The sequence below is a fragment of the Streptomyces netropsis genome (assembly GCF_014203545.1).
Taxonomy (GTDB): Bacteria; Actinomycetota; Actinomycetes; order Streptomycetales; family Streptomycetaceae; genus Streptomyces; species Streptomyces netropsis.
The window spans coordinates 137,417-163,312 of sequence record NZ_JACHJG010000016.1 but is presented as its reverse complement, the minus strand read 5'-3'; the positions used below and the strand labels follow the sequence as shown (position 1 = coordinate 163,312).

Genomic DNA, 25,896 nt, shown 5'->3' with positions numbered 1-25,896 from the left:
CATGACGGGCAAGAAGATCCTGGTCACCGGGGGCACGGGGCAGGTAGCCCGGCCGGTGGCCGAGGCACTGGCCGCGGAGAACGACGTGTGGTGCCTGGGCCGGTTCGGCACCCCGGGCGTGGAGCGGGAGCTGCGCGAGCGGGGCATCACCACCTGGCGCTGGGACATGGACGACACCGGCGAGCACGCGCTGAAGGGTCTGCCCGAGGACTTCACCCACGTCATCCACTCGGCCGTGCGCCGCGGCGAGGACGGTGACTTCAACGCGGCCTTCGAGGTCAACTCCGTCGCGGCCGGCCGGCTGATGACGCACTGCCGTACCGCGGAGGCGTTCCTCTACGTCTCCACGGGAGCCCTCTACGCCCGGCAGACCCTGGACCACCGGTACACCGAGTCCGACCCGGTGGACGGGGTGGCCGACTGGCTGCCCGCGTACCCGGTCGGCAAGATCGCGACCGAGGGCGCGGTACGGGCCTTCGCCCGGGTGCTCGGACTGCCCACCACCATCGCCCGGCTCAACATCGCGTACGGCCCGGGCGGTTACGGCGGGGTGCCGATGCTGTACTTCAAGCGGATGCTGGCCGGCGAGCCGATCGCGGTGCCCCGCACGGGTCAGAACTGGTGTTCCCTGCTGTACACCGACGACCTGGTCGCCCAGGTCCCGCGGCTGTGGGACGCCGCGTCGGTACCCTCCACCCTGGTCAACTGGGGCGGCGACGAGTCCGTCGGGATCACCGACTGCGTGCGTTACATCGAGGAGCTCACCGGGGTGCCGGCGCAGCTGGTGCCGAGCGACGTCACCCGGGAGACCTACCAGTTCGACCCCACCCTGCGCCGCGCCCTGACCGGGCCGTGCGAGGTGACCTGGCGGGACGGTATCCGCCGCACCCTCGAAGCCCTGTACCCCGACCACATGAGCCGCTGACAAGCGCTGACCACGAGCTGCTGACCGCAAGCTGAGGAAGGACCCTGACATGCCTCGTCACACCGACAACCTCGAAGTGATCCACGCCGCGTACCGTGCCTTCCGCACCCGGGACCTGGAGGCACTGCTGGAAGCCCTGGACCCCGAGATCGAGTGGGTGCATCCGCTGGGGATGGCCGAGTTCGGCCTGGGCGGCACCAAGTCGGGCCACGCCGGCGTCAAGCAGTTCCTGGCACGGGTTCCCCTGGTGCTGGGCGGCATGCGACTGGAGCCCCAGGAGTTCATCGAGTCCGGCGACCGGGTGGTGGTGTTCGGCGTCCGGCAGGTCACCTCGGTCACCGGTCACACCGAGACGCTCGACTTCATCCACTCCTGGACGCTGCGCGACGGCCGGGCCGTCCGGATGGAGGACGTCTTCGACACCGTGCTGTTCCACCGGCTGATCCGGGCCGAGGGCCCTACGGTGGACGAGCTGGTGGACGACCTGGTGGCATCCGCCGCCGCCTGACGAAGAGGGCCGCCGCCGATGTGATCGGCGGCGGCCCTCCTGGTATGGCGGCACCCGTTCCTCAGACCTCGCACACGTCCTTCATGCTGTCGATGAGCGTGAGCACGGCCCGCGCCGACGGCAGGATCATGCGGCCTTCGGCCGTCAGCCGGGCGCCGGCCGAGCCCCGGACGAACAGCTTGGCGCCCAGTGTCTGCTCCAGGCACCTGATCTGATAGCTGACGGCGGGCTGTGAATACCCCAGCATCTTCGCCGCCCTGTCCATCCGCCCGATCTCCGCGGTGGAGATGAAAGCGCGGAGCTCCCGCTCGAGCATGTTTGCCCCCTACTTCTCCAGTGGGCCGCGACCGGCCGCGCTGAATTCCGGTTCCCCGTGAGCCGGACTGTCGAGATGCAGCCCATACCAACGGACGGCGGGACAGCGGGGCAATGGGCGGTGCAGGAAGCTGCACGGCACCCACCGAGGGCCCGCCGCACGCCGCAGGAGGCTGCGAACGCTCCCGGACGAACCGACGGCGCCACCCGCGCCGGGGCCGGGGATGTCATCTTCCTGCCAACCGTCGAAGATCCACAACTCGCCCCGCTCCCCCCTGGTTACGCTCCCCCAGGAATTCACGAAGGGTATGAGAAATGCGCAAGAAGCTGTCCGTCCTCACCACCGTCGCCGCCGCGCTCGCGGCCGGTCTGATGCCGCTCACCGCCACCTCCGCCGCCGCGGCCGACACGCCCTCCCGGGACACCTCGAAGGACTGCGGAAGCCTTCAGCTCACCGGCGAGCTGCCGGCCCCGCCGGCCGGCACGACGGTCAGCCAGGTGGTGACCATAGGCCCCGACTGCAAGCCGCAGCTCGGCACGGTGCAGTACACCCCTGCCCCGGCCGCCGCCCGGCAGCAGAAGCTGGCCGCCGCGGACGGACAGCGCCACCAGGTGAAGTCCGCTTCCGAGATGTTCGACTGCTGCAAGATCCGGATGACCGGTCTGTACAGCACCTCGGAGTGGAACACCGCGGGCGGCCGCATCACGGACGCCAAGACGACGGTCACGCACGGCTGGAACCGGGAGCCGTGGGACGCCGGCTGGTCGCTGAAGACGCCCAGCCAGAGCGAGGACTGCCTGAAGGACTGCGCGACCTCCACCACGAAGGCCCACGCCGACTTCGGCTACAAGGGCATCTTCGACGTGACGGGCGCCTGGTACGCCAACTCCCACGACACGTCGGTCGAGCTGCGCGCGGACGGCACGTCCGCCTGCACCTTCGACGTGCAGCTCCGGCACAGCTTCATCGGCTGGAACTGGGTGCGCAGCTGCTCCTGACCTGGCCCGCAGCCGAAAGCCCCGCCGAGCAGGTGCTCGGCGGGGCTTTCGCACACCCGCGTGGCCACGCCTCGGGGTGGGTCGTTCTACTGTCCCGCCCCGTCCGGCTCGGACCAGGCGCCCGAGCCGCGGAGGTGGACGAGGGTGCTCTCGAGGGCGTCCCGCAGATACGGACGCGCGTCACCGGCGTCCGCCTTCTCCAGCAGGACCGGGAGGAACTCCGCGTCCGGGTACCCCGACGCGGTCTCCGGTGCCCGGGTGGCCCAGAGCTGCGACCAGACGACGATCATCATCTCGTTGCAGGCCCGGGCGGCCCGCAGGCGCTCCGGACCCTCCTCGACGAAGACCAGGCGGGTCGAGGTGCCGAGCCGGTGGCCGAGGGCCAGCAGGAAGGTCTCCCTGGCCTCGGACGCGAGGATCGACCGGACTTGCGCCCGTACGTTCACTGCTCCATCGCCCACATCTCCTCGTCGGTCATGCCCGTCTTCTCGTACCGCTCCCGGGGAAGCGAGTCGACATCGTAGCCGCGCTCCTTCAGGACGGTCAGCCGCGTGTTGCCGTTGTGCACGGCTCCTTCCGGGGTCACGCGCAGCGCCTCGTGGGCTCCCGGCCGCAGGGAGTGGACGATGTCGTCCGTGGACTGGTCGCCCCAGAACTTCAGTGACGCCGGGGAGAGGGACTCCGGCGGGTGGATGTTCGTCAGCGGGACGTTGCAGTTGTGGACGAGGACCGGGGCGTTGCCGGCCACCGCGTAGTAGGTGTGGATGTCGCTGACGGAAAGGTTGAAGACCTGCTGTTCCGCGACCCAGGCACGGGTCGACGCAACCTTCACCGACGTGCCGGCCGGTGTGCGCAGCAGCGCTCCCGGCTTGAGGTCACCGGCGTTGACCCAGCTGCGCTTGTCCTGGACCCAGAAGGGGTGGCCCTTGGTCGCCGTGATGGTGCCGGTGGCCCCGCCCTTGTCACCGTCGGTGTCGACGGTGAGCTCGACCAGCTGCTTCCGGCCCGTGCCGACGATGGTGTTGTACACCGGCTTCGCCACGGTCCGGCCCGTGTCGGGGTCGGTGGCCAGCACCTTGTCACCGATCCGGACGTTCTTGATCGGCTTGGTCGTGCCGCCCGCCATCACCACCGGGGTCTCCGGGGTGAAGCTGTTGGGCACCTTGCAGGCCTTCTGGCCGCCCCTGATGAAGCTGAGGCCCTTCTCGCCGTACTTGGCGAGCTTGGCCGCGGACGCCGCGGATCCGGCGACGGGGATGGCCGCGAGGCAGGACATGCCGGCGTTGACGTAGTCGCCCTCGGCCGCGTACCAGGCGCAGTTGATGCCGTTGGTCACCGTGCCCAGGCCGGGCACGGCACCGGCGACGTCGAGCAGGAAGTGCCCGCCTTCGCGCAGCCAGCCCCAGCGGCCCGCCTTCTTCTTCTCCTCGGCCTCGCGGCGGGCCTGCTCCTTCTTCTGGAGCTCGATCCGCTTCTTGCGGGCCTCCTCGTCGCGTCGCTTGGCCTCGTCCTCCGCGCGCTGCTTGGCGACGGCGATCGCGAAGGCCTCCTGGGCGGCCTTGCCGGCCGCGGCGGAGTCCTTGCCCGCCGCCACGGCGGAGGCACGTGCCTGGCTCGACGCGGCGTAGGCCTGGTCGGCGGACGAACGGGCCCACATCGCCGAGGCCCCGGCGCGGCTGGCGGAGTCGTCGGCGTTACGGGCGTCGCGGCGAGCCGCCGCGGCGGCGTCACGGGCGGTCCGGGCGGACCTGGCCGCGTCGGCGGCCGAGGATTCCGCCTGCTTGGCCGAGGTGCGGGCCTGCTCCGCGTAACCCTTGGCCTGGTTGGCCGACTCCTCGGCCTGCTTCGCGTAGCCCTTGGCCTCTTCCGCGGCCTTGCGGGCGATGGCGGCCACACGGGCGGCTTCCGCCGCGTTCTGCTGGGCCGTCGCCGCCACCCCGGAGGCCTCGGCGATGATCCGCTTCACCTCCGCCACGTGGGTGGCGGTGAGCTGGTCCTTGCGGGCCGCCTTGTACTGGCCGGCCTGGATGAAGCCGTGCAGCACCTCGACCGGTCCGGCGAGGGCGACCTGGGCCGCCGCCTTGACCTCGGCGCCACCGGTGGTCGCCAGCTGGACGGCACGGACCCGCTCGTCGGCCTCCCGGGCGGAGTACTGCCCGGTGTTGAGGAACTCACGGAGCTTGTCCGTCGACCCGTCCTTCAGCGCGGCCTTGGCAGCCTCCTGGATGCCCCGGTCGGTGCCGTTGGCTATCTGCACCACCCGCACCCGGTAGTCGTCCGCGGCGGCCTTGTGCTGGCCCGTCCGCAGGAACTCCGTGATCTTCGCGGCATCGCCCTTGAGGGCCTCCTCCGCCGCCGTGCGCACGGCTTCCGAGTCGGCCTGGTCCGCGAGGACCTCGACCCGGGCGCGCTCGTCCTGCTGGGCGGCGGCGTTCCAGTCGGTGCGCACGTAGTCACGGACGACGTCGTCCGTCCCGCCCAGGGCGGTCGCCGCGGCCGCGCGGCTCCACGGGCCGCGGACCTTCATCGCCAGGAGCGCCACCTTGCGGCCCTTGCCGGCGACGTCCTTGAGGTCCGTGCCCGGCTCGGCCGCTTCGGCGGCGAGGCGTGCGGCCTCGTCGTCGAGTTCCTTGGTCTCCTTGGCCGCGTCGGCGGACTTGGCCTTCCGCTCCTCGTCGCTCGCCTTGAGGTCCTTGGCCTGCTCGATGGCGCCCGCGGTGCGGGACTTGAGGTTCTCTGCCTCGATCTTCGCCGCCAGCTCGTGGACCTTGCCGGCCTTCTCGACCGCCGCCGACGACGCGTCCGCGGCCTTCTTGGCGGCCTCGGCGTGGGTCGTCGACTCCTGCGCGGCCTTCACCGCGTCACCGGCGTGCTTCGCGGCCTCGTCGGCGGCCGCTGCCGCCGCGTCGGCGTGGTCGGCGGCCGAGTTGGCCGCGTCCCGCGCCTGGTACGCGGCGGAGGCGGCCTCGTCGGCCAGCGACTTGGCGGCACCGGCCGCGCGGGTCGCCTCACGCGCGTGGCGCCTGGCCGACGCGGCGGCCGACTTGGCCCGCGCGGACTGGGCGCCGGCCTGGTCGGCGAAGCCGCCGGCCTGGGCGGCCGCACCGGCGGCGGCCTCGGCGTTGGCACCGGCACTGGCCGCGGCCGAGGCCGCCTCGCCCGCCGCCGTCGCGGCGGTGCCCGCCTGCACGGCGGCCTGCGCCGCGAGCCGCGCGCCCTTCGCCGCGTTACGGGCGTCCTCCGCCGCCTTGCGGGCGGCGGCGGCCTGACCGGCGTCCGTCGCGGCGGCGGATGCCGCACCGCGAGCACGCGAGGCGGCCTCGGCCGCACCGGCGGCGGCGGACGCCGCCTGCGACGCGGCGCTCGCCGCTATTCGGGCCGAGCTGTTCGCCGCCCGGGCGGCGCTGATGGCCTCCTGCGCGGCCTCGGCGGCACCCGCCGCCGCGTCCGCGGCACGGCCCGCGGCGTTCGCCGCGCGCTTGGAGTCCTTCTTCGCCTCCTCGGTCTCGCCGGCGGCCTTCTGCGCCGCCTCCTTGGCGAGCTTCGACGCGGCCACCGCCCGCTCCGAGGCCTCCTTGGCCGCCTCGGTCTCCCGCTTGGCCGTCCTGCCCGCCTGCGTGGCCTGCTCGGCCAACTGCGCGACGGTGGCCCGCTCCTGGTCCCGGGCGCGGGACACGTGCTGGCCCGTCTCCAGGAACTCCCGGATGTCCTCGGCCGAGCCGTTCAGCGCGACCTTCGCGGCTTCCTTGGTCGCCGGGCCGGAGGCGCTCATGATCTGCATGAGCTGCACCCGGTCGTCCTGCTCCCGGGCGGTGTACTGGTTCTCGCTGAGGAACTCGCGGATGTCGCCGCTCGTGCCGCCGAGCGCGGCCTTCGCCGCGTCCTGGACACCGCTGCCACCGGCGCTGCCGATCTGCGTGGTCCGCACCCGCTGGTCCTGCTCGAGCGGCTCCCGCCACCCGTCCTTCAGGAAGTCCGTCAGATCCTCGCGGGACCCGGCGAGCGCCTTCTTCGCGGCCTCGCGCACCCCGCGACCGCCGACGGTGAAGAGCTGCATCGTGTAGATGCGGTCGTCGTGGAGTTCGGCGATTTCCTTCTCGCTGCCGAGGAACCGCTTCACGTCCTCGTCGGTGCCCATGAGGGCCGCCTCCGCGGCGGCCGTGACACCGGGCCCGCCCGACTTCCACAATTCCAGGACGCGACCGCGATCGGTCGGCTGGTCGGGCTCTTCCGCCGCAAAGGCGGTACTCGTTCCGAGCAGGCTCGCCACGAGAGCCATGGGCAGCACACTCAGGCACACCGCGCGCGTGCAGAGCCCCTGCTTTCCCCCGGGTCTCGCCCGATAGGGCTTTCTTCTCACCACGTTGACCGTTCTTGTCAGTTGATGGCCGAAACTCATCGGCGCGTGGTGAGCATAACCCCGCTGATTGACCGTCATGTGGCCTTATGCGGGGCCTTACTTGAGGCCGGAGTGAGCGGAATGCAAGGCTCCGAAAATGGGCTTATGTCATGCCCACATCCATCACTACCGGGGGTACGGCCTGCGATTCCAGGCCTTATGACAGCCGGAATTCAGTCAACTCCTGGCAAAGTTCGGGTAACTGGTAGGCTATCGCCGCCCGCCTTTATCTCGCCATTACCTATGACGGGGAAGCCTGCGAGGCGCATCGCGCTACGCGGGATTCGGCCCACCGAAATTTTTCCGGTGGGCCTCCTAGTGCCGCGTCAGAGAGCCTTTGCCCTGTCGCTTCGTGACGCGCCGCTTGTCCTCACTGGGTGCCGAATGTGAGGACGTCTGCGGGTTGGCAGTGGAGCTCGCGGCAGATCGCGCTCAAAGTGCTGAAGCGGATCGCCTTGGCACGGTCGTTCTTCAGGATCGACAGGTTCGCAACCGTCACTCCGACGCGATCGGCGAGCTCAGCCAGGGTCATGCTGCGGTCGGCCAGAAGCCGGTCAAGGTGACAGCGGATCTCGTGCGGGTCCTCCGGCGGCATCAGACCAAGCCCTCTACGTCCTCGCGCAGACGCGCACCCTGACGGAACGCTGCAGCCGCCGCTGCGATCAGCAAGGCCCCGAACACCGCCACCATGTCGAGGGAGTAAGGGGTGTGGACGACCTGCCCCACCGGCGTGCCGTCGACCAGGAGATGCGTGGTCAGAACGTCCAGAGCAGGGGGGAGCGTGCCGATCAGGAAAACCAGCCCGGAGACGACGAGCAGGCGGCGCGCGTTCCTCGGGACGAAGAAGTCCCCTGCGTGAAAGGTGCGGGCCAGGCGGATGAGGACATCGAAGATCACGAGCAGCAGGACCGCGCCGACCAGACCGGGCAGGATCAGCAGCAGCCGATCCCCGAAGCCCGGGCTGTGGAAGACCAGCTCGGCCCGGCCGGCCGCCCGCAGTGTCACCGCCCCGGAAGCCGTCGTGTCGGGTAGGGGCACGTCGGCGTCAATGCCGACCGTGCGGGTGGTGCTCGCGAGCGCGAGCGGGCCGACAACCCCGAGGACCGGCAGTAAGACCTTGAACAGGCCCACCAGCAGCAACGCCAGTCCCAGCGCCGACTCCAGCACATGATTGTTGACCCGCGACCACCAGGTCGATGCGTCGAGCACGTGAATGCCTCCCACTCAGGCGACGTCATATCGTTATTCGATGCTATCGATAAACGATATGGTGCTGTCAAGGTGGGCAACGCCCCACTTGGAAGCCTCTGTCGTGGTGTGACGTGCCATCTGGGCGCTGGTCAGCGTGGACCGGGTCCGGGACGTGATCCACAACTTCAATGCCGACGGCTTCGGGGCGCTCTACCCGAAGTACAAGGGCGGCCGGCCCAAGACCTTCACTCTCCCGGAACGCCGGGAGATCAAGAAAATCGCCAGGTCCAGGCCGGTCGAGCACGGCCTGCCGTTCTCGATCTGGAGTCTGGCCAAGCTGGCTGCCTTCCTGGTCGCCGAGGGGGTGGTCGACGACATCAGCCACGAGGGCCTTCGGATCCTGCTCCGCGAGGAGGGCGTCTCGTTTCAACGCGTGAAGACCTGGAAGACCTCCCGCGACCCGGACCATGCAGCCAAGAAGGCCCGCGTCGAGCACCTCTACGCGATTGCCGACGGTGAGGTCGTACCCGAGGTGGGTGATCCTGAAGTCGTCTTATGCCTGGACGAGTTCGGTCCGCTCAACCTCCAGCCCCACCCCGGGAGGCAATGGGCCGAGCGTGGAGGGGAGCACCAGGACCCCGACCGGGAATCGAGGCCCCGCAGGCGAGCGACCTACACCCGCCCGCACGGGGTCCGGCACCTGTTCGCCGCCTACGACCTGGCCCGGGACAAGCTCTACGGCCACATCAAGCCGAAGAAGACCCGGACGAGGTTCTTGGAGTTCTGCCGCTACCTGCGCAGCCTCTACCCGCCGACGACCCGCATCGCCATCGTGCTCGACAACTTCTCCCCGCACCTGACCACGAAGAAGGACACCCGGGTCGGCGACTGGGCCGAGGCCAACAACGTTGAGTTCGCCTGTACCCCGACCAACAGCTCCTGGCTGAACCGCATCGAGGCCCAGTTCACCGCCCTTCGCTACTTCACCCTGGACGGCACCGACCACACCAGCCACAAGGAGCAGGGAAGCATGATCCGCCGCTACATCATCTGGCGGAACAAGCACGCCACCGACGAACGGCTCCGCGAGGTCGTGAACAGGGCGAACGTTGCCTGATGCGGCACTAGGGACCGCGACACCTGTCGGCGCGGGAAACCGCGCAGTGCGGGCTACAGGAGTTCCGTCACCCAATCCCATTCACCAGGGCAGGCCTGCAGACGGCCGATGGCCTTCTTCAGGCACTCGTCGAGAGTGGATGCCTCGACATGCACATACTCGTCCTCACCGAGCACCGCCCCCGTCATCACCACGGTCCAGGGCTGGCGGCCCTCCGTCATTCGCACGTCGTCCACCTTGACGAGCACGCTGACACCAGCGCGGCCCAACTGCTCCATGAGCTGCTCAACGTTCATCGACTGGGCTCCCATCAGTACCCTCTGAGAGCCGTCACTGACTTGTCCGGCGACATCTCGGATCACCACTGCGCACTTGTTCCAGAATCTACCGGGGCCATCGGCCCCAGTGACGCCGGCCCTCCGCCCGTACCAGGATGTCCGCATGCCAGAGACCTCCAACGGCGCGCTGCCCCGCCAGGTGGCCGACGCCCACGTCGACGCCCTCATCGCCCTCGACCCGATCACCGGCACCTACCTGGGAGTTCGGGAGAGCTCCCCACGGCTCCCTGACTTCTCCCCCGCCGGCCAGGAGGCCCTCGCCGATCTCTCCCGCGCGACGCTGAGCCGACTCGCCGACGCGGAACGGCTGCCGGGCGCCGAGCGGGATGTGGAGCGCCGGTGCGGGCGGCTGTTGCGGGAGCGGCTCACGGCGCAGCTCGCCGTGCACGAGGCCGAGGAGGGGCTGCGGTCGGTCAGCAATCTCAGCTCACCCGTGCACAGCGTGCGGAAGATCTTCACGGTCACCCCGACGGAGACCGAGGAGGACTGGTCGGCCGTGGCCGCGCGGCTGCGAGCCGTGCCCGGGGCCCTCGCCGGGTACCGGGAGTCGCTGGCCCTCGGCCTCGACCGGAAGCTGCCGGGCGGACCGCGCGCGACACGGACCGTCGTCGGGCAGTTGACGGAGTGGGTGGACGAGGGGCGCGGCTGGTTCCAGGAGTTCGCCGCGGCGGGGCCGGACCCCCTGCGCCGTGAACTCGACGACGCCGCCGCCAAGGCCACGGCCGCGGTGGCCGGGCTGCGCGACTGGATGCGGGACGTCTACGCCCCGGCGATCGAGGGCGCCCCGGACACCGTGGGACGGGAGCGGTACGCCCGCTGGGCACGCTACTTCAACGGCACCGACCTCGATCTGGACGAGGCGTACGCGTACGGCTGGTCCGAATACCACCGGCTGCTCGCCGAGATGAAGACCGAGGCGGGCAAGATCCTGCCCGGCGCGGGCCCCTGGGAGGCGCTGGCGCACCTCGACGCGCACGGCAGCCACATCGAGGGCGTCGAGGAGACCCGCCTCTGGCTGCAGAAGCTGATGGACGAGGCGATCGAGGCGCTGGACGGCACCCACTTCGAACTCGCCGCCCCGCTCAGGGTGGTGGAGTCCCGTATCGCCCCCGCGGGCTCGGCCGCCGCCCCGTACTACACCGGCCCGTCGGAGGACTTCTCCCGCCCCGGCCGCACCTGGCTGCCGACCATGGGCGCGACCCGTTTCCCCGTCTACGACCTGGTGTCCACCTGGTACCACGAGGGCGTGCCCGGCCATCACCTCCAGATCGCCCAGTGGGTGCACGTCGCCGACCGCCTCTCCCGCTACCAGGCGACGATCGGCAAGGTCAGCGCCAACCTGGAGGGCTGGGCGCTGTACGCGGAGCGGCTCATGGACGAGCTGGGATTCCTGCCGGACCCGGAGCGCCGACTCGGCTGTCTGGACGCGCAGATGATGCGCGCGTGCCGCGTCGTCGTGGACATCGGCATGCACCTGGAACTGCGGATCCCGGCGGACTCGCCCTTCCACCCGGGCGAGCGCTGGACCCCGGAGCTGGCCCAGGACTTCTTCGGCCGGCACAGCAGCCGCCCCGCGGCGTTCGTGGAGAGCGAGCTGACCCGCTACCTCTCCCTGCCGGCGCAGGCCATCGGCTACAAGCTGGGTGAGCGCGCGTGGCTGCGCGGCCGGGAGAACGCCCGCGCGGCGCGGGGGGCGTCCTTCGACCTCAAGGCCTGGCACATGGCGGCCCTGTCCCAGGGCCCGCTGGGCCTCGACGACCTGGTGGACGAGCTGTCCCGGCTCTGAGGCCCGGCCGGCGCCGATTGCGGCTTGCGGTTGCCGTTGCGTCAACTTCTACGGTCTTCGTGTGGGGCCGGAGAGACCGGCCCGGCGATGGAGGAGCAGGGCTATGGCCTGGTCGATCGCGGATGTGGCCCGGATGTCCGGGGTGACGTCCCGGACGCTGCGGCACTACGACGAGATCGGCCTGCTGCCGCCGGCGTGGATCGGGAGCAACGGGCACCGCTACTACGAGGAGGCCGATCTGCTGCGGCTGCAGCAGATCCTGCTGATGCGGGAGCTGGACCTGGGACTGCGCGAGATCCGGGCGGTCCTGGAGAGCCAGGTCGACCAGGTGGCCGTGCTCCGCGAGCACCACCAGCGGCTGCTGGCGGAGCGGAACCGGCTGGAGACGCTCGCCCGCACGGTCGGCCGCACCATCGCCGAACTGGAGGAAGGCAAGGACAACAACGCCATGACGAAGATCAACAGGCCGGAGAACCTTTTCGAGGGCTTCGAGCCCTCTTCCGCCGAGGAAGATGCCGAGGTACGGGAGCGGTGGCCCGAGGCCTGGGCGGAGTCCCGGCAGGCCGTCGAGACGATGACCGACGAGGACACGGAGCGGTGGCAGCGGGAGGTGACGGCGCAGATGATCCGCCTGGCGGAGTTCATGGTGGCCGGCACACCGGTCACCGATCCCGCGGTGCAGGCCGAAGTGGACGCCCACTACCAGGGCATCTGCCGCTTCTGGACCCCGAACGCGTGCGGGTACAAGGGTCTGGGCCAGACGTATGTCGACGACCCGCGGTTCCGTGCGAATTACGACAAGATCGCCGACGGGCTGGCCGTCTACCAGCGTGACGCGATGACCGCCTACGCCGACGCCCGGCTGAACTGACCGACCACACGCCGCCGGGGGCTGCAGAACGGGGGACCGCAGCGCCCGGCGCCACGTGCGCCTTCGATACATCCCGGGTATCAACCTGAGAATCAGCTGTCACAGTCGTACGGCAGGATGGCCCCCCGTGATCGACTACCAGCACCAGCAGCACCCGCACCAGCCGTACGCTCCCCAGCCACCGTACGCACAGCCGCACCCGTACGCTCAGCCCGACCCGTACGCTCAGCCGCACGCGTATCCGCACCCGTACGCTCAGCCGCACCCGCAGCCGTATCCGCAGTCTCCCGTCGTCCCCGAGCCGATCAGTGATGAACGCCGCATGCTCTCCGCGACGATCGACGGGGCCATCACGCTCTTCGCCGGCTTCGGCCTCGCCCACCAGCTGGCGGACGACAAGACCGTCGGCATCTACTGGGCGTACGTCGCCGCGTGCTTCTTCGGAGTGTCCTTCGTCCACCACGTGCTGGGTGCCGTGATATTCCGGACGACCGTGGGCAAGTTCCTGCTCGTGACGCGCGTGGTGCGCGAGGCCGACGCCGGACGGCCGCACTTCTGGCAGGCGGTGGGACGCTGGCTTCTCGGCCTGACCTGGCTCCCGCTGCAGCCGCTGTGGAGTCTGTTCGGCGCGGAGGGCGAACTGTACGAGGACGCGTGCGGGCTGCGGAACGTACGCAGCAAGGACCTGCGCTGATCTGACTGATCGCGTCGCGGCCTCACCTCTCCTGTGGCGAGAGAACGTCCAGTGCAAGGTGCCGCCGCTCGCCCCCCGTCCCAGGTGCGTGGGGCTGCCACTCCCCCTCGCCGTGGAGCACACGCACCCCGGCGCCACGCAGTGTCTTCACCGAGCGCCGAGTCGCCGGGTGGGTGTCCAGAGCCGTCGGCCAGAACGGCAGGGCGACCACGGGCAGCCCAGCTCGAGAGCGTAGGTGCCGGCGATCCCGGCCGCCCACTTGCTGGCCGTGTTCATCGTCATCGCCACCACGACGACCGCGTCCGCCGGTGGGTTCCGCTTCTCCTCACCCGCCCGCCGCCAGTCGCTCCGCACCGGGCGCCCGGACGCCGCCTCCAGTGCTGGAAGTTCCAGGAACTCACCGTCGACTGCCGCCCGGGTGGCGATGACACGCAGCGTCTGGTTCTCCCCGGTACCGGGGAGAACCAGACGCTGCGTGAAGGGCTCAGTTGATGATGTTGTCCGGGGTGTCGAGCCAGACGTGCTGTCCTTCGGCGGTGATGGTCAGACCGGCCCGGTCGCGATCTGGTCGGCCGCGGTGCTCCCAGAGCCGGAATGCCGATTCCAACTCGTCCCACAGCCCTCGGGGCCCGTAATGCTCGACGGTGAAGGTGTCGTGGCCGGGCACGTAGTCCACCGACGCCCAGGACTTCTGGTCATCGGCGAGGATCCACAGGGTGGCTTCGTCGCTGCCGTCGACCGCTTCTGCCGTGATCCAGTAATCCGCCGCGAACAGCTTGGCCGGCGTGGCGAGGCGGGGGAGAAGGTTGGGCTGGTGGATGGCGCACAGCCCGCCCGGCGGCGGTCGCCACAGCGCATTGGAAGGCCGCCCGGCCCACACCACTCACCGTCGGCACCCGGTGGGACTTCGCGCAGATCACGTTCGGCCTGGCGGGCGCCGCCCTCACCCAACTCAGGGCGGACGGCGATCACATCGGCCCGTACCTCATGAGCGGCGCCGAGCGGACCGTGTGGTTTCCGCTCCCCCTCGGCACCGCCTACCGCCTCGCCGGGACGCGTGGCGTCACCGTGCAGCCTCCCGGCTGGGAACTCCTCGCGCCTTCCCCGGGCAGATACCTCGGCAACCGCCTGTGGATCATCCCGCACACCGTCCACGCGCCGACGACCCTCACCTCCACGGACGACCTGTGCGAGGCACTCGACACCGCTCGACGACGCCTGGCCGGGAAGGCTACGCGGTTGCGCGTGTGACCACCCGCAACGACCGGCCGCGCCCACCTCACCGCCCCGTGAAGAAGTCCCGCACCCGCCGCCCCCGGCGGCCGTTCTCGTAGCCCGACGGCTCGTCCGGCTCGTCCGAGTCGTCCGGGCCGTGCAGGACCGTCCAGCTCACCGCCGACACCGCCGGCTCCAGGGAGAGGCGGCTGACCGCCTCCTCCAGGAGACTGTCGTCGTGGCGCTCGGTGGTGAGTTCGGCGGCGACGGTGACCTTCCCGGCGGCCTCCGCGTCGACGCTGTGGACGGAGCGGAGACGGAAACCGGGGCGGGCCAGGGACTGGACGACGAGGGTGCGGACGTGAGCCTCCTCGGGCTCGGTACAGACCACCTCGAAGTAGTAGTCGGTGGCCACCTCCGCGCCGGCGCGCGGCGTGCGGTCGAGGCCGCGGGCCAGGGGGCGCAGCAGGGTGTTGGCGCCGACGACGCCCGCCGTGCCGAGCCCCGCGACCACGTACAGGCCGGTGCCGGCGAGGGCGCCGACGGCGGCCGAACACCACAGCGTGGCCGCGGTGTTGAGGCCCCGGACGCTCAGCCCGTCACGCATGATGACGCCCGCGCCGAGGAAGCCGATGCCGGAGACGATCTGTGCGGCGACCCGCGAGCCGTCGTAGCCCGTGGTGCTCGTCGCGGCGGCGAAGCCGTACTGGGAGAGCAGCACGAAGAGGGCGGATCCGGCCGCGACCAGCGCGTTCGTACGGAGCCCCGCCATCCGGGAGCGCCACTGGCGCTCCAGGCCGATGATCGCGCCGAATCCCAGTCCGGCCGCGATGTTGGCCGCCAGGTGCCACTCGTTGACGATGACCATGTTCCACCCTCCTCTTCACTGTCCTATCGGCTCCTCAGAGCCAGGTGCTGAACCGCCGGATGTACCACGTCTTCACCACCTGCGTGAGCGCGCAGTACGTCAGCAGGATCCCGATCAGCCACGGGAAGTAGCCCATGGGCAGCGGCTCCATCGACAGCGCCGACGCCAGCGGCGAGAACGGCAGGAAGATGCCGAGCGCCATCACCAGACCGGTCATGACCAGCACGGGGGCCGAGGCCCGGGACTGGATGAACGGGATCCTGCGGGTGCGGATCATGTGCACGATCAGGGTCTGGGACAGCAGGCCCTCGATGAACCAGCCGGACTGGAACAGCGTCTGGTGTGCGTCGCTGTCCGCCCCGAAGACGTTCCACATCACCAGGAAGGTGATGATGTCGAAGACGGAGCTGATCGGGCCGACGCAGAGCATGAACCGGGCGATGCCCTTGGCGTCCCAGGTGCGCGGCTTGCGCAGGTACTCGGGGTCCATCCGGTCCCAGGGCGTGGCCAGCTGCGAGATGTCGTACGCGAGGTTCTGCACCAGCAGGTGGATCGCCAGCATCGGCTGGAAGGGGATGAAGGCGCTCGCGACCAGCACCGAGAAGACGTTGCCGAAGTTCGAGCTGGCGGTCATCTTGATGTACTTGATGGTGTTGCCGAACGTGGTCCGGCCCTGCTCGACGCCCTGCTCCAGGACCATCAGGTCCTTCTCCAGCAGGATGATGTCCGCGGACTCCTTGGCGATGTCGACGGCCGAGTCGACGGAGATGCCGACGTCGGCGTCGCGCAGCGCGGCGGCGTCGTTGATGCCGTCGCCGAGGAAGCCGACGGTGTGGCCCTCGGCCTGTAGCGCCCGTACGATGCGGGCCTTCTGGACCGGGTTGGTCTTGGCGAAGACCGTGGTCGTGCGGACCAGGGCGCGCAGCTCCGGCTCGTCCGTGCCGTCGATCTCGCGGCCGGTGACGACGACTCCCACGTCGATGCCGACGTCGGCGCAGACCCGGGCGGCGACCAGTTCGTTGTCGCCCGTGACGACCTTGACGGCGACGCCCTTGTCGGCGAGGGCCTGGAGAGCGGCCGCGGCGTCGGCCTTCGGCGGGTCGAGGAAGGCGAGGAAGCCGATGAGGGTGAGGCCCGCCTCGTCGTCGACGGTGTAGGCGGTCCGCTCGGCGGTGAGCCTGCGGGTCGCGACGGCGAGGACGCGCAGGCCCTGCCGGTTGTTGTCCTCGGCCGTGCGGGTCACCTCGCGGCGCAGCTCACGGGTGAGTTCCACCTTCTTGCCCTCGTCGGTCATGTGCGTGCACAGGGCGAGGACTTCCTCGACCGCGCCCTTGGTGATGAGGACGTGCTCGGCGGCCCGGCCGGGTGCCTCCAGGCCGTTGCGGCTGAGGACCACGGACATCCTTCGGCGCGCGAAGTCGAAGGGGATCTCGTCGACCTTCGTGAAGCGGGCGTCGACGACAACCTCCTCGGCCTCGAGCACCCGGTCGATGACCGCCTGGTCCATGAGGTTGCGCAGCCCGGTCTGGAAGTGGCTGTTGAGGTAGGCGTACTCCAGGACCTCGCCGTCCTCCTGGCCGCGCACGTCGAGGTAGCGGTCGAGGACGATGCGGTCCTCGGTCAGCGTTCCCGTCTTGTCCGTGCACAGCACGTCCATGGCACCGAGGTTCTGGATGGCGTTGAGCCGCTTGACGACGACCTTGCGCCGGGACATGGCGACCGCGCCGCGCGCCAGGTTGGTGGTGACCACCATGGGCAGCATCTCGGGGGTGAGGCCGACGGCGACGGCGAGCGCGAACATGAAGGCCTCGTCCCAGTCGCCCTTCGTGAAGCCGTTGACGGCGAAGACGACGGGGACCATGACGAGCATGAAGCGGATCAGCAGGAAGCTGACCTTGCGCACGCCGGTGTCGAAGCTGGTCTGCGGGCGCTCACCGGCCAGGGAGCCGGCCATCGAGCCGAAGTAGGTGTCCTGGCCGGTCGCGACGACGACGCCGGTGGCCGCGCCGGAGGTGACGGAGGTGCCCATCAGGACGAGGTTGTCGGCCTCCACCGGGTCGTTCGTCAGGCTCTGGCCGTAGTCGTGGAGCCGGGTGTCGGCCTTGGCGACGGGCAGCGACTCGCCGGACAGCGCGGCCTGGCTGACCATGAGGTCCTTGGCCGTCAGCAGCCGCAGGTCGGCGGGGACGAGGTCACCGGCCGCGAGGCGGACGACGTCGCCGGGGACGACCTGGTCCATGGGGATCTCGACGGTGGCCGGCGCGTCGCCGCGGCCGGCCCTGCGCACCACGGCGCAGGTGGTGGTGACCAGTGCCCGCAGGGCGGCGGCGGAGCGGCCCGAGCGGTACTCCTGCCAGAACCGCAGCAGCCCGCTGACCAGCACCATCGTGCCGAGGATGGCGATGCCGGGGTCGAAGGGCTCCGCGTCGGCCACCTGGAGCCACTGCCAGAGCATGACGGCGTCCAGGACGACGAGGACGAGGATGAAGGGGTTCCAGTAGGCCTTCGCGAGCTGGACGAACCAGCGCGGCGCGCGCTCGTGCGCGACGACGTTGGCGCCGTGCCGCTCCAGACGGTCGGTGGCCTCGTCGTGCCGCAGCCCCTGGGCGGTGGCGTGAACGTCCTGCAGGACCCGGGCGGCCGGGCGGCCGCTGACCTCGGCGAGGCGCTCGCCGACGAGGCGGGTACGGGCCTGGAGTTCGGCGGCCTTGCGGTCGCGGCGGGTACGGCCCGGCGGTGCGAGCTTCTGGGGGGTGAGGGTGCTGTTGGTCATGCCGAAACCTCTCTCCGGGCGCACGGGCATGGCGGCATGGCGGCATGGCGAATTCGCGGCATGGCGCAGCCCGGCCGTGGCACGGATAAGTGCGGGTGAAACGCGCAGCGGAATGCGCGGGAAGGATTTCCGGCAGGGCAGGGCGGAATTACCCCGGAGCGCCGGTAAAAGGGAACGGCGAAGCGCCGGAAAGGTCGGTCGGGGAGTTACCACGCGACAGCGCCCGCGGCAAGGGCCGAAGGGCGTCAGTTCACCGAAGGGCCCGGGCGGCCGGGCCGATCCGCACGGTCGGCGCTGGAATCAGCGGGACCGAAGTCAGCGGTTCGGGGACGTGAACGGCATGCTGTGGCGAGGACTTCCCTCGGGACTCCGACTGGTCATCCCGATCACCTCCTCGCTCGTACGGACACAGCGCGGGTGCCGCGGCGGATATACCCGCGAATTGCGGCCGGGGCGGCACCTTCGACACCCAGCTTGCCATACGTGACGGGTGTTCTGTCCATGGGGAGGCAATAGGAGGGCAAATTCCGGTCACCCGTTCCGGGGATATGGGCCGGGAATGCGAGAGGGCGGCATCGGCCGCCGCCGTAGCGGTGACCGGTGCCGCCCCTGGGGCAGGAGGACCGGGATCAGGGAGTGATCAGCGGGTTCCAGGTGCCGAGGGCCGCGCCCGTGGTGTTGTCGTAGAGCGAGGACTCGCCGTCGGACCAGCGGACGACGAGGTCGTCCCGGCGGCCGCCGGCGGTGAAGTCACCGGCGGTCATGACGGCGGGCTGCCAGGAGGCGTTGGGTGCCTGGAGGCGGGTGCCCGACAGCGCGGAGCCGGAGAAGGCGAAGCTGCCCAGCGAGCCGTCGGCCCAGCGGACCATCAGGTTCGAGCGGTCCTGGCCCGCGGGCTGGGCACTCGCGAGGGCGATGGAGTTCTTCCAGAACGAGCCCTTCTCCGCGAGGCGGCGCTCGGTGCCGAGACCGGAGGAGCTCACACCCGAGTAGAGGCTGAGTCCGCCGTCGGCCCAGCGGACGACCAGGTCCGAGGCCTTGTCCGTGGAGTTGAACTTGCCCGCGGTGATCTGGGTGGCGTACTTCCAGGGGAAGGAGCCGGCCGCGGCGAGGGTGTACTCCTTGCCGAAGCCCGCCGGGTCGCCGTCCGCGAAGAGGCTGACCTTGCCGTTGTCCCAGCGCACCACCAGGTCGGAACGGTTCGAACCGGTGAAATCGCCGCCGGTGACGGCCTCGGCGCGGCTCCAGAAGCTGCCCGCCTTGGCGAGCGTCTTCTCGGAGCCGAAGCCGCCCTTGCCGTCGCCGGGGTAGAGGCTGACCTCGCCGTCGCTCCACAGCGTCAGCAGGTCGTCGCGCCCGTCGCCGGTGTAGTCGCCGGAGGCGATGTGCTTGGCGTGCCGCCAGGTCGAGGCGGCACCGGGCAGCCGGTTGGCCGTGGACTGCGGCCGGTAGGCGCCGCCGTCACGGACGGGCGTACGGTCGGCGACCGCGTCCTGGTACAGGTCCTGGATCTGACGGTCGTAGACCGGGGAGTAGTTCACCCAGTGGTCGCCCGCCTTGTTGCCGCCGCCGTAGTAGCCACCGAGGTTGCCGATGACATCGCCGGTACGGGACTTGGCGTCGTAGTTGGCGATCCACGGGCTGCCGGAGACGCCGCCGTAGTAGCCGCCGCACCGCATCTCGACCTGGCGGTAGCCCGCCAGCCGCTTGGTCGGCACGGTGCAGCTGATGGCCCGCTGGTCGGGGTTGTTCGCGATGGGGTAGCCGGTGACGGTGACCGTGCTGTTCCAGCGGGGCGTGGGGGTCAGCCGGAGGGAGCCGGTGAGGTCCTGCACCCGGGCACCCTTGGCGTTGGTGCCGACGCGGATGAGGCCGAAGTCCAGGTCGGAGTCGGCGCCGGTGCTGTTGGAGCTGTAGCGCGGGTCGGTGAAGACGCGCTCCACCGGGAAGACGCCGAACGGCTGGTGGGCGGCGTCCTGCCCCTTGCGGTACTGCGGGATGAAGATGCTCTTGGTGCTGACCTGGCCCTTGGCGCAGTGCCCGGCGGTCAGGACGAGGTTGCGGCCCGCGCTCTGTACGACGCTCGCGGTGCAGTAGGTGTTGCCGCTCGGGCCGCCGGCGGCGAAGAACGTGCCGACCATGGGGATGCCGTCGCCGTACTTGCCCTGAGGGGTGCCGGAGGGGGCCGCGGCGGCCGTCAGCGCGGGGGCGCCGAGGGCGGGGGCGGAGGACCTGGGGGCGCCCGCGATCTTGCCGGCGGACCCTGCCGCCTTGCGACCGGTCTCGACGGGCTTGGCGGCGGCCAGGCGCTCGGCGGTCCAGTAGTTCTCGACGCTCGTGTCACGAGGGGCCGGAGCCGCGGTCGCGGTGGTTGCGACGGCGGTCGTTCCGCACGCGGCCATGCACAGGGCCACGGCGAGGGTCCGGGACCATCTGGAAGATGACAAAGTGACTCTCTGGGCTAGAGGAACGAAAGGTGTGGGGCATGTTTTCACACGTCCCACACACCCTGCTCCGCCGGTCCCGGAACCCTTAATTCCGAGCCGGGAACGGGCCGGGGGCGCATTCCGGCCACGCATGATCCACCGTCAGTTCCGGTGCGCCGGGGGCCCTCAGGCCCACCGGGGGCCCTCAGGCCACCGAACCCAGCCGCTCCGGCCCGCTCCGCGGTTCGTGGTGGATGGGGGTGTGCGCGCCGGTGAGGGGAACGCCGGAGCCGCCGCGGCGGCTCGCGACGATCTCGGCGCCGATGGACAGGGCCGTCTCCTCGGGGGTGCGCGCCCCGAGGTCGAGCCCGATCGGCGAGCGCAGCCGGTCCAGCTCCCGCTCGCCCACGCCCACCGCGCGCAGCCGGTCGAGCCGGTCCTCGTGAGTGCGCCGCGAGCCCATCGCGCCGACGTAGGCGACGGGGAGCCGGAGCGCCCGCTCCAGCAGCGGTACGTCGAACTTGGCGTCGTGCGTCAGCACGCACAGGACGGTACGGGAGTCGAGCTCCTGCGCGTCGAGGTAGCGGTGCGGCCAGTCGACGACGACCTCGTCCGCCGCCGGGAACCGCCCGGCGGTGGCGAAGACCGGTCGGGCGTCGCAGACCGTGACGTGATACCCGAGGAACTTCCCGACCCGGGCCAGGGCGGCGGCGAAGTCGATGGCCCCGAAGACGATCATGCGGGGCGGCGGCACGCTGGACTCGACCAGCAGGACCACCGGCTCCCCGCAGCGCGAACCGTCCGCGCCGATCTCCACCGTGCCGGTGCGGCCCGCGTCGAGCAGGGCGGCCGCTTCCTCGGCGGCGGTACGGTCCAGGACCCGGTGGCCGCCGAGGGTGCCGGTGCGGGTGCCGTCGGGACGTACGAGCAGCGCCCGGCCGATCAGCGCGGGCGGGCCGGCGACGACGCGCGCGAGGGCGGCCGTCTCCCCGCGGGCGGCGGCGGCCAGCGCGGCGTCGAGCGTTGCGGCGGTGCTGTCCCCGCCGGCGCCCCCCTCCTCGGCACCCGCGCCGGACGGCCGGACCGGGGTGACGAGGATGTCGATGACGCCGCCACAGGTCAGGCCCACGGCGAAGGCGTCCTCGTCCGAATAGCCGAAGCTGCTGAGGACGCTCTCACCGCTCACCAATGCCTCTTGGCACAGTTCGTAGACGGCGCCCTCCACGCACCCGCCGGAGACCGACCCGATCGCCTCGCCGTCGGCGTCGACGGCGAGGGCGGCGCCGGGCGGCCGGGGGGCGCTGCCGTGGGTGGCGACCACGGTGGCGACGGCGAAGTCGCGGCCGCGCTCGCACCACCGGTGCAGCTCCTCGGCGATGTCCAGCATGGCGGTCTCCTTACGGGGTGCGGGCCACGGGCGTTATTTCACGCCCAGCCAGTGCTCGATGGGGTGAAGGGCGAAGTATCCGACGAAGACGACGGTCAGTGCCCACATGAAGGCACCGGGCTCGCGCCACTTGCCCTGGGCGGCCTTGATGGCGGTGTAGGCGATGACGCCCGCCCCCACCCCGGCGGTGATGGAGTAGGTGAAGGGCATCAGCACCACGGTGAGGAAGACCGGGATCGCCACCGCCCGGTCGTTCCAGTCGATGTGTCTGGCGTTGCTCATCATCATCGCCCCGATGACCACCAGAGCCGCGGCAGCGACTTCACCGGGAACGACGCGGGTGACCGGGGTGAAGAACAGGCAGGCGGCGAAGAACAGGCCGGTCACCACGGACGACAGTCCGGTCCGGGCGCCCTCGCCGACCCCGGTGGCCGACTCGATGAAGACGGTCTGGCCCGACGCCCCGGAGACCCCGCCGATCGCGCCGCCCGCGCCGTCGACGAACAGTGCCTTGCTGAGGCCCGGCATCCGGCCCCGGTCGTCGGCGAGCTTCGCCTCGGTGCCGACACCGATGATGGTGGCCATCGCGTCGAAGAAGCCGGCCAGCACCAGGGTGAAGACGACCATGGTGACGGTCATGGCGCCCGCCGAACCCCAGCCGCCGAACTCCACCTGCCCGAAGAGGGAGAAGTCCGGCATGGACACCGCGCTGCCCTTCAGCTCGGGCGGACCGCTCCGCCAGGCCTTGGGGCCGGGGTCGAAGGCCGCGTTGACGACGACCGCGAGGACCGTGCCGGAGACGATGCCGATGAGGATCGCGCCGGGCATCTCGCGGGCCTGGAGCATGAAGACGATCAGGAGCGTGACACAGAAGATCAGCACGGGCCAGCCGGCGAGCTCTCCGGCCGGGCCCAGGGTGACCGGGCCGCCGCCCGTGGAGGCGTGCACGAAGCCGGCCTTCACCAGGCCGATCAGGGCGATGAACATGCCGATGCCCATGGTGATGGCGTGCTTGAGCGCCAGCGGGATGGCGTTCATGATCAGCTCGCGCAGGCCGGTGAGGACCAGGAGCACGATCACCGCCCCGTACATCACGCACATGCCCATCGCCTGCGGCCAGGTCATGTGGGGCGCGACCTGGGTGGAGAGCACGCCGGAGACCCCGAGCCCGGCGGCCAGCGCGAGTGGCACCTTGCCCACGAAGCCCATGAGCAGGGTCGACAGGGCCGCGGCGAAGGCGGTGGCGGTGATGAGGCCCGCGTGGCTGAGGGTGTGGTTCGAGGCGTCGGGGCCGGAGAGGATCAGCGGATTGAGCAGCAGGATGTAACACATCGCCATGAAGGTGGTGATGCCGCCGCGTATCTCGCGGGGGACGGTGGACCCCCGATGGCTGATGTGGAAGTACCGGTCGAGCCAGGACCGTCCGGCGGACGGCCGCGAGCCCGCGCCCGCGTCGTCCGCCGTGGTCACCGACTCCAGGGATGACTGGGTCATGAATGCCTACTCCCAAGGTTCACAGGGGCACCCACGCGAGCGCGGGATTTGGGATGTGTCATGGCTGCACGACCCGGGGGACGGCCCGAGACGAACGGGGCACCGCGGCGGCCCCCGGGGGGCGCGGGGCCGAGGCGGTGGGGTGCTGGTCGAGAGGTGCCGTACGCGCCGCACGCCGATGCGCGACGCGTACGGCGGGTGTCAGGTCCCGGTGAGGTGTTCGGGACGCACCGGGACCCGGTTCAGCGCCAGCCCCGTCGCCGCGCGGATCGCGGAGACGACGGCCGGGGTCGAGGACAGGGTGGGAGCCTCGCCGACGCCGCGCAGCCCGTAGGGGGCGTGGTCGTCGGCCAGTTCGAGCACGTCGACCGGGATGGTCGGGGTGTCGAGGATGGTGGGGATCAGATAGTCGGTGAAGGAGGGGTTGCGCACCCGCCCGTCCTCCGAGACGACGATCTCCTCCATGACCGCGAGGCCGAGGCCCTGGGTGGTGCCGCCCTGGATCTGGCCGACGACGGACTGCGGGTTGAGCGCCTTGCCGACGTCCTGGGCGCAGGCCAGCTCGACGACCTTGACCAGGCCCAGCTCGGTGTCGACCTCGACGACCGCGCGGTGGGCGGCGAACGAGTACTGCACATGGCCGAAGCCCTGGCCGGTGACCAGGTCGAAGGCCTGGGTGGGGCGGTGGCGCCACTCGAGCTCGATGTCGACGGCCTCGTCCCCGAGGACGTCGACGAGATCGGCGAGGACCTCGCCGCCGTCGGTGACCACCTTGCCGCCCTCCAGGAGGAGTTCGGCACGGGCCCACGCCGGGTGGTACGTACCGAACTTGGCCCGGCCCAGTTCCAGGGCGCGGGCCCGCACCGCCTCGCAGGCGTGCTTGACCGCGCCGCCGGTGACGTACGTCTGGCGGGAGGCGGAGGTGGAGCCCGCCGAGCCGACGCGGGTGTCGGCCGGCTGGATGCTCACCTGGCTGACACCCAGCTCGGTACGGGCGATCTGGGCGTGCACGGTGACACCGCCCTGGCCGACCTCGGCCATCGCGGTGTGCACGACCGCGACGGGCTGTCCGGCGACGACCTCCAGGCGGACCCGGGCGGTGGAGTAGTCGTCGAAGCCCTCGGAGAAGCCGACGTTCTTGATGCCGACGGCATAGCCGACTCCCCGGACGACGCCCTCGCCATGCGTGGTGTTGGACAGCCCGCCGGGCAGCGCCCGTACGTCGACGGAGCCGCCCGGACTGCCCGCGCTGAGCCACTGCCGCTCGGGCGGCAACGGCATCGCCTTGACCCGGCGCAGCAGTTCGGCGACCGGGGCCGGGGAGTCGACGACCTGGCCGGTGGGCATGACCGCCCCTTGCGCCATGGCGTTGCGGCGGCGGAACTCGACCGGGTCCATGCCCAGTTCGGCGGCGAGCTTGTCCATCTGCGCCTCGTAGGCGAAGCACGCCTGGACCGCCCCGAAGCCGCGCATCGCGCCGCAGGGCGGGTTGTTGGTGTAGAGCGCTATGGCCTCGATGTCGACGTTGTCCACGACGTACGGGCCGACGGAGAGCGAGGCGGCGTTGCCGACGACGGCCGGGGAGGAGGAGGCGTACGCGCCGCCGTCCAGCACGATGCGGCAGGTCATGTAGAGGAGCTTGCCGTCCTTGGTCGCCCCGTGCTCGTAGTGGAGCTTGGCGGGGTGGCGGTGGACGTGGCCGAAGAAGGACTCGAAGCGGTTGTAGACGATCTTGACGGGTTTGCCGGTGCGCAGGGCGAGCAGGCACGCGTGGGCCTGCATGGAGAGGTCCTCGCGGCCGCCGAAGGCACCGCCGACGCCGGACAGCGTCATCCGCACCTTGTCCTCGGGCAGGCCGAGGACCGGAGCGAGTTGGCCGAGGTCGGCGTGCAGCCACTGGGTGGCGATGTAGAGGTCGACGCCGCCGTCCTCGGCGGGCACGGCGAGCCCGGACTCGGGGCCCAGGAACGCCTGGTCCTGCATGCCCACCTCGTAGTCGCCGGAGACGACGACGTCGGCCCGGGCCTTCGCGGCGGCGACGTCGCCGCGGACGATGGGCTGCCGGTGGACGATGTTGGGGTGCGGGACGTGACCGGCGTGGTGGTCGCTACGGCCGGGGTGGAGCAGCGGGGCTCCGGGCCCGGTGGCGCTCTCCTCGTCGACGACGACGGGCAGTTCGGCGTACTCGACCTTGATCTTGGCGGCGGCGCGGCGGGCGGTCTCGGGGTGGTCCGCGGCGACGAGGGCGACGGGCTCGCCGTGACAGCGGACGACGCCGTCGGCGAGGACGGGGGTGTCCTTGATCTCCAGTCCGTAGCGGGTCTCGGCGGGCAGGTCGGCGTAGGTCATGACGGTCTCGACACCGGCGGTGGCCAGCGCTTCGGCGATGTCGACGGAGACGATCCGCGCGTGGGCGTACGGGCTGCGGAGGGTGAAGCCCCAGAGCATGTCCTCGTGCCACAGGTCGGAGGCGTAGGCGAACTCGCCGGTCACCTTGAGGGTGCCGTCGGGTCGGAGGGTGGACTCGCCGATGCCGCCCTTGGTGCGGCTGCCCTGGGTCAGGCTGGTGGGGGTGCGCGTGACGGACATC

At 70.9% G+C, this 25,896-nt stretch carries 20 protein-coding genes and 1 pseudogene; 8 read left to right on the top strand and 13 right to left on the bottom strand.

Annotation, left to right across the window (positions count from 1 at the left end; translation table 11 throughout):
- The first annotated feature begins 1 nt into the window (after window position 1).
- Window positions 2-925 carry an NAD-dependent epimerase/dehydratase family protein gene (locus FHS38_RS30215; protein ID WP_184739030.1) on the top strand — a complete coding sequence of 308 codons (924 nt, stop codon included), beginning with the start codon at window positions 2-4 and terminating at the stop codon, window positions 923-925.
- Between the two features lie 49 nt (window positions 926-974).
- Complete coding sequence (locus tag FHS38_RS30210) at window positions 975-1,433, top strand: nuclear transport factor 2 family protein (RefSeq protein ID WP_184738969.1); 459 nt, start codon at window positions 975-977, stop codon at window positions 1,431-1,433.
- Window positions 1,434-1,494: 61 nt separating this feature from the next.
- On the opposite strand, the gene FHS38_RS30205 is transcribed toward FHS38_RS30210, so the two are convergent.
- Complete coding sequence (locus tag FHS38_RS30205; protein ID WP_184738967.1) at window positions 1,495-1,749, bottom strand: LysR family transcriptional regulator; 255 nt, start codon at window positions 1,747-1,749, stop codon at window positions 1,495-1,497.
- A 314-nt stretch (window positions 1,750-2,063) separates the two neighbouring features.
- On the opposite strand from FHS38_RS30205, the gene FHS38_RS30200 reads away from it, so the two are divergent.
- The gene (locus tag FHS38_RS30200) at window positions 2,064-2,747 is read left to right on the top strand and encodes a hypothetical protein (protein ID WP_184738965.1); all 684 of its coding nucleotides are present in this window, start codon (window positions 2,064-2,066) and stop codon (window positions 2,745-2,747) included.
- Between the two features lie 86 nt (window positions 2,748-2,833).
- Here the strand turns inward: FHS38_RS30200 and FHS38_RS30195 are convergent, their stop codons facing one another.
- From FHS38_RS30195 to FHS38_RS30180, 4 genes are all read right to left on the bottom strand, one after another.
- Window positions 2,834-3,208, bottom strand: a complete 375-nt coding sequence (locus FHS38_RS30195) for a hypothetical protein (RefSeq protein ID WP_184738963.1) — start codon at window positions 3,206-3,208, stop codon at window positions 2,834-2,836.
- Complete coding sequence (locus FHS38_RS30190) at window positions 3,190-7,026, bottom strand: polymorphic toxin-type HINT domain-containing protein (protein WP_184738961.1); 3,837 nt, start codon at window positions 7,024-7,026, stop codon at window positions 3,190-3,192. The genes FHS38_RS30195 and FHS38_RS30190 overlap by 19 nt, the downstream gene beginning before the upstream one ends.
- Window positions 7,027-7,516: 490 nt before the next feature.
- Window positions 7,517-7,741: a helix-turn-helix domain-containing protein gene (locus FHS38_RS30185; protein WP_033269900.1), complete on the bottom strand. Its 225-nt coding sequence runs from the start codon at window positions 7,739-7,741 to the stop codon at window positions 7,517-7,519.
- The gene (locus FHS38_RS30180; RefSeq protein ID WP_184738959.1) at window positions 7,741-8,355 is read right to left on the bottom strand and encodes a DUF2975 domain-containing protein; all 615 of its coding nucleotides are present in this window, start codon (window positions 8,353-8,355) and stop codon (window positions 7,741-7,743) included. The genes FHS38_RS30185 and FHS38_RS30180 overlap by 1 nt, the downstream gene beginning before the upstream one ends.
- Before the next feature lie 127 nt (window positions 8,356-8,482).
- Here FHS38_RS30180 and FHS38_RS30175 point away from each other — a divergent pair.
- Window positions 8,483-9,454, top strand: a pseudogene (locus FHS38_RS30175) (IS630 family transposase); the annotation flags it as partial.
- Window positions 9,455-9,507: 53 nt separating this feature from the next.
- On the opposite strand, the gene FHS38_RS30170 reads toward FHS38_RS30175, so the two are convergent.
- Window positions 9,508-9,750, bottom strand: a complete 243-nt coding sequence (locus tag FHS38_RS30170; protein ID WP_229822808.1) for a hypothetical protein — start codon at window positions 9,748-9,750, stop codon at window positions 9,508-9,510.
- Window positions 9,751-9,895: 145 nt separating this feature from the next.
- On the opposite strand from FHS38_RS30170, the gene FHS38_RS30165 reads away from it, so the two are divergent.
- The 3 genes from FHS38_RS30165 (at window position 9,896) to FHS38_RS30155 (ending at window position 13,143) form a co-directional block, all read left to right on the top strand.
- Window positions 9,896-11,578 (top strand): DUF885 domain-containing protein, encoded by a 1,683-nt coding sequence (locus FHS38_RS30165; protein WP_184738955.1) that lies wholly within the window; start codon window positions 9,896-9,898, stop codon window positions 11,576-11,578.
- Between the two features lie 103 nt (window positions 11,579-11,681).
- Window positions 11,682-12,449: a MerR family transcriptional regulator gene (locus tag FHS38_RS30160; protein ID WP_184738953.1), complete on the top strand. Its 768-nt coding sequence runs from the start codon at window positions 11,682-11,684 to the stop codon at window positions 12,447-12,449.
- 127 nt (window positions 12,450-12,576) lie between these two features.
- Window positions 12,577-13,143, top strand: coding sequence for an RDD family protein (locus FHS38_RS30155; RefSeq protein WP_184738951.1), 567 nt, complete (start codon window positions 12,577-12,579; stop codon window positions 13,141-13,143).
- A 484-nt stretch (window positions 13,144-13,627) separates the two neighbouring features.
- Here the strand turns inward: FHS38_RS30155 and FHS38_RS30150 are convergent, their stop codons facing one another.
- Window positions 13,628-14,026: a hypothetical protein gene (locus FHS38_RS30150; RefSeq protein WP_184738949.1), complete on the bottom strand. Its 399-nt coding sequence runs from the start codon at window positions 14,024-14,026 to the stop codon at window positions 13,628-13,630.
- Window positions 14,027-14,130: 104 nt separating this feature from the next.
- On the opposite strand from FHS38_RS30150, the gene FHS38_RS30145 reads away from it, so the two are divergent.
- Window positions 14,131-14,394, top strand: coding sequence for a hypothetical protein (locus tag FHS38_RS30145; protein WP_184738947.1), 264 nt, complete (start codon window positions 14,131-14,133; stop codon window positions 14,392-14,394).
- A gap of 28 nt (window positions 14,395-14,422) precedes the next feature.
- Here FHS38_RS30145 and FHS38_RS30140 read toward each other — a convergent pair whose 3' ends face one another.
- From FHS38_RS30140 to pucD, 6 genes are all read right to left on the bottom strand, one after another.
- Window positions 14,423-15,226, bottom strand: coding sequence for an MgtC/SapB family protein (locus FHS38_RS30140; protein ID WP_184738945.1), 804 nt, complete (start codon window positions 15,224-15,226; stop codon window positions 14,423-14,425).
- Window positions 15,227-15,260: 34 nt separating this feature from the next.
- Entirely contained in the window at window positions 15,261-17,999 is a 2,739-nt protein-coding gene (gene mgtA, locus FHS38_RS30135) for a magnesium-translocating P-type ATPase (protein ID WP_184738943.1), read from the bottom strand.
- A 629-nt stretch (window positions 18,000-18,628) separates the two neighbouring features.
- Window positions 18,629-20,446, bottom strand: a complete 1,818-nt coding sequence (locus FHS38_RS30130; RefSeq protein WP_184738941.1) for a trypsin-like serine peptidase — start codon at window positions 20,444-20,446, stop codon at window positions 18,629-18,631.
- A 184-nt stretch (window positions 20,447-20,630) separates the two neighbouring features.
- The gene (locus FHS38_RS30125; protein WP_184738939.1) at window positions 20,631-21,812 is read right to left on the bottom strand and encodes an XdhC family protein; all 1,182 of its coding nucleotides are present in this window, start codon (window positions 21,810-21,812) and stop codon (window positions 20,631-20,633) included.
- 33 nt (window positions 21,813-21,845) lie between these two features.
- Window positions 21,846-23,306: an NCS2 family permease gene (locus tag FHS38_RS30120; RefSeq protein WP_184738937.1), complete on the bottom strand. Its 1,461-nt coding sequence runs from the start codon at window positions 23,304-23,306 to the stop codon at window positions 21,846-21,848.
- A 201-nt stretch (window positions 23,307-23,507) separates the two neighbouring features.
- On the bottom strand, window positions 23,508-25,895 hold the full coding sequence (gene pucD, locus FHS38_RS30115; protein ID WP_184738935.1) for a xanthine dehydrogenase subunit D: 2,388 nt from the start codon (window positions 25,893-25,895) through the stop codon (window positions 23,508-23,510).
- Between the last annotated feature and the right edge of the window lies 1 nt (window position 25,896).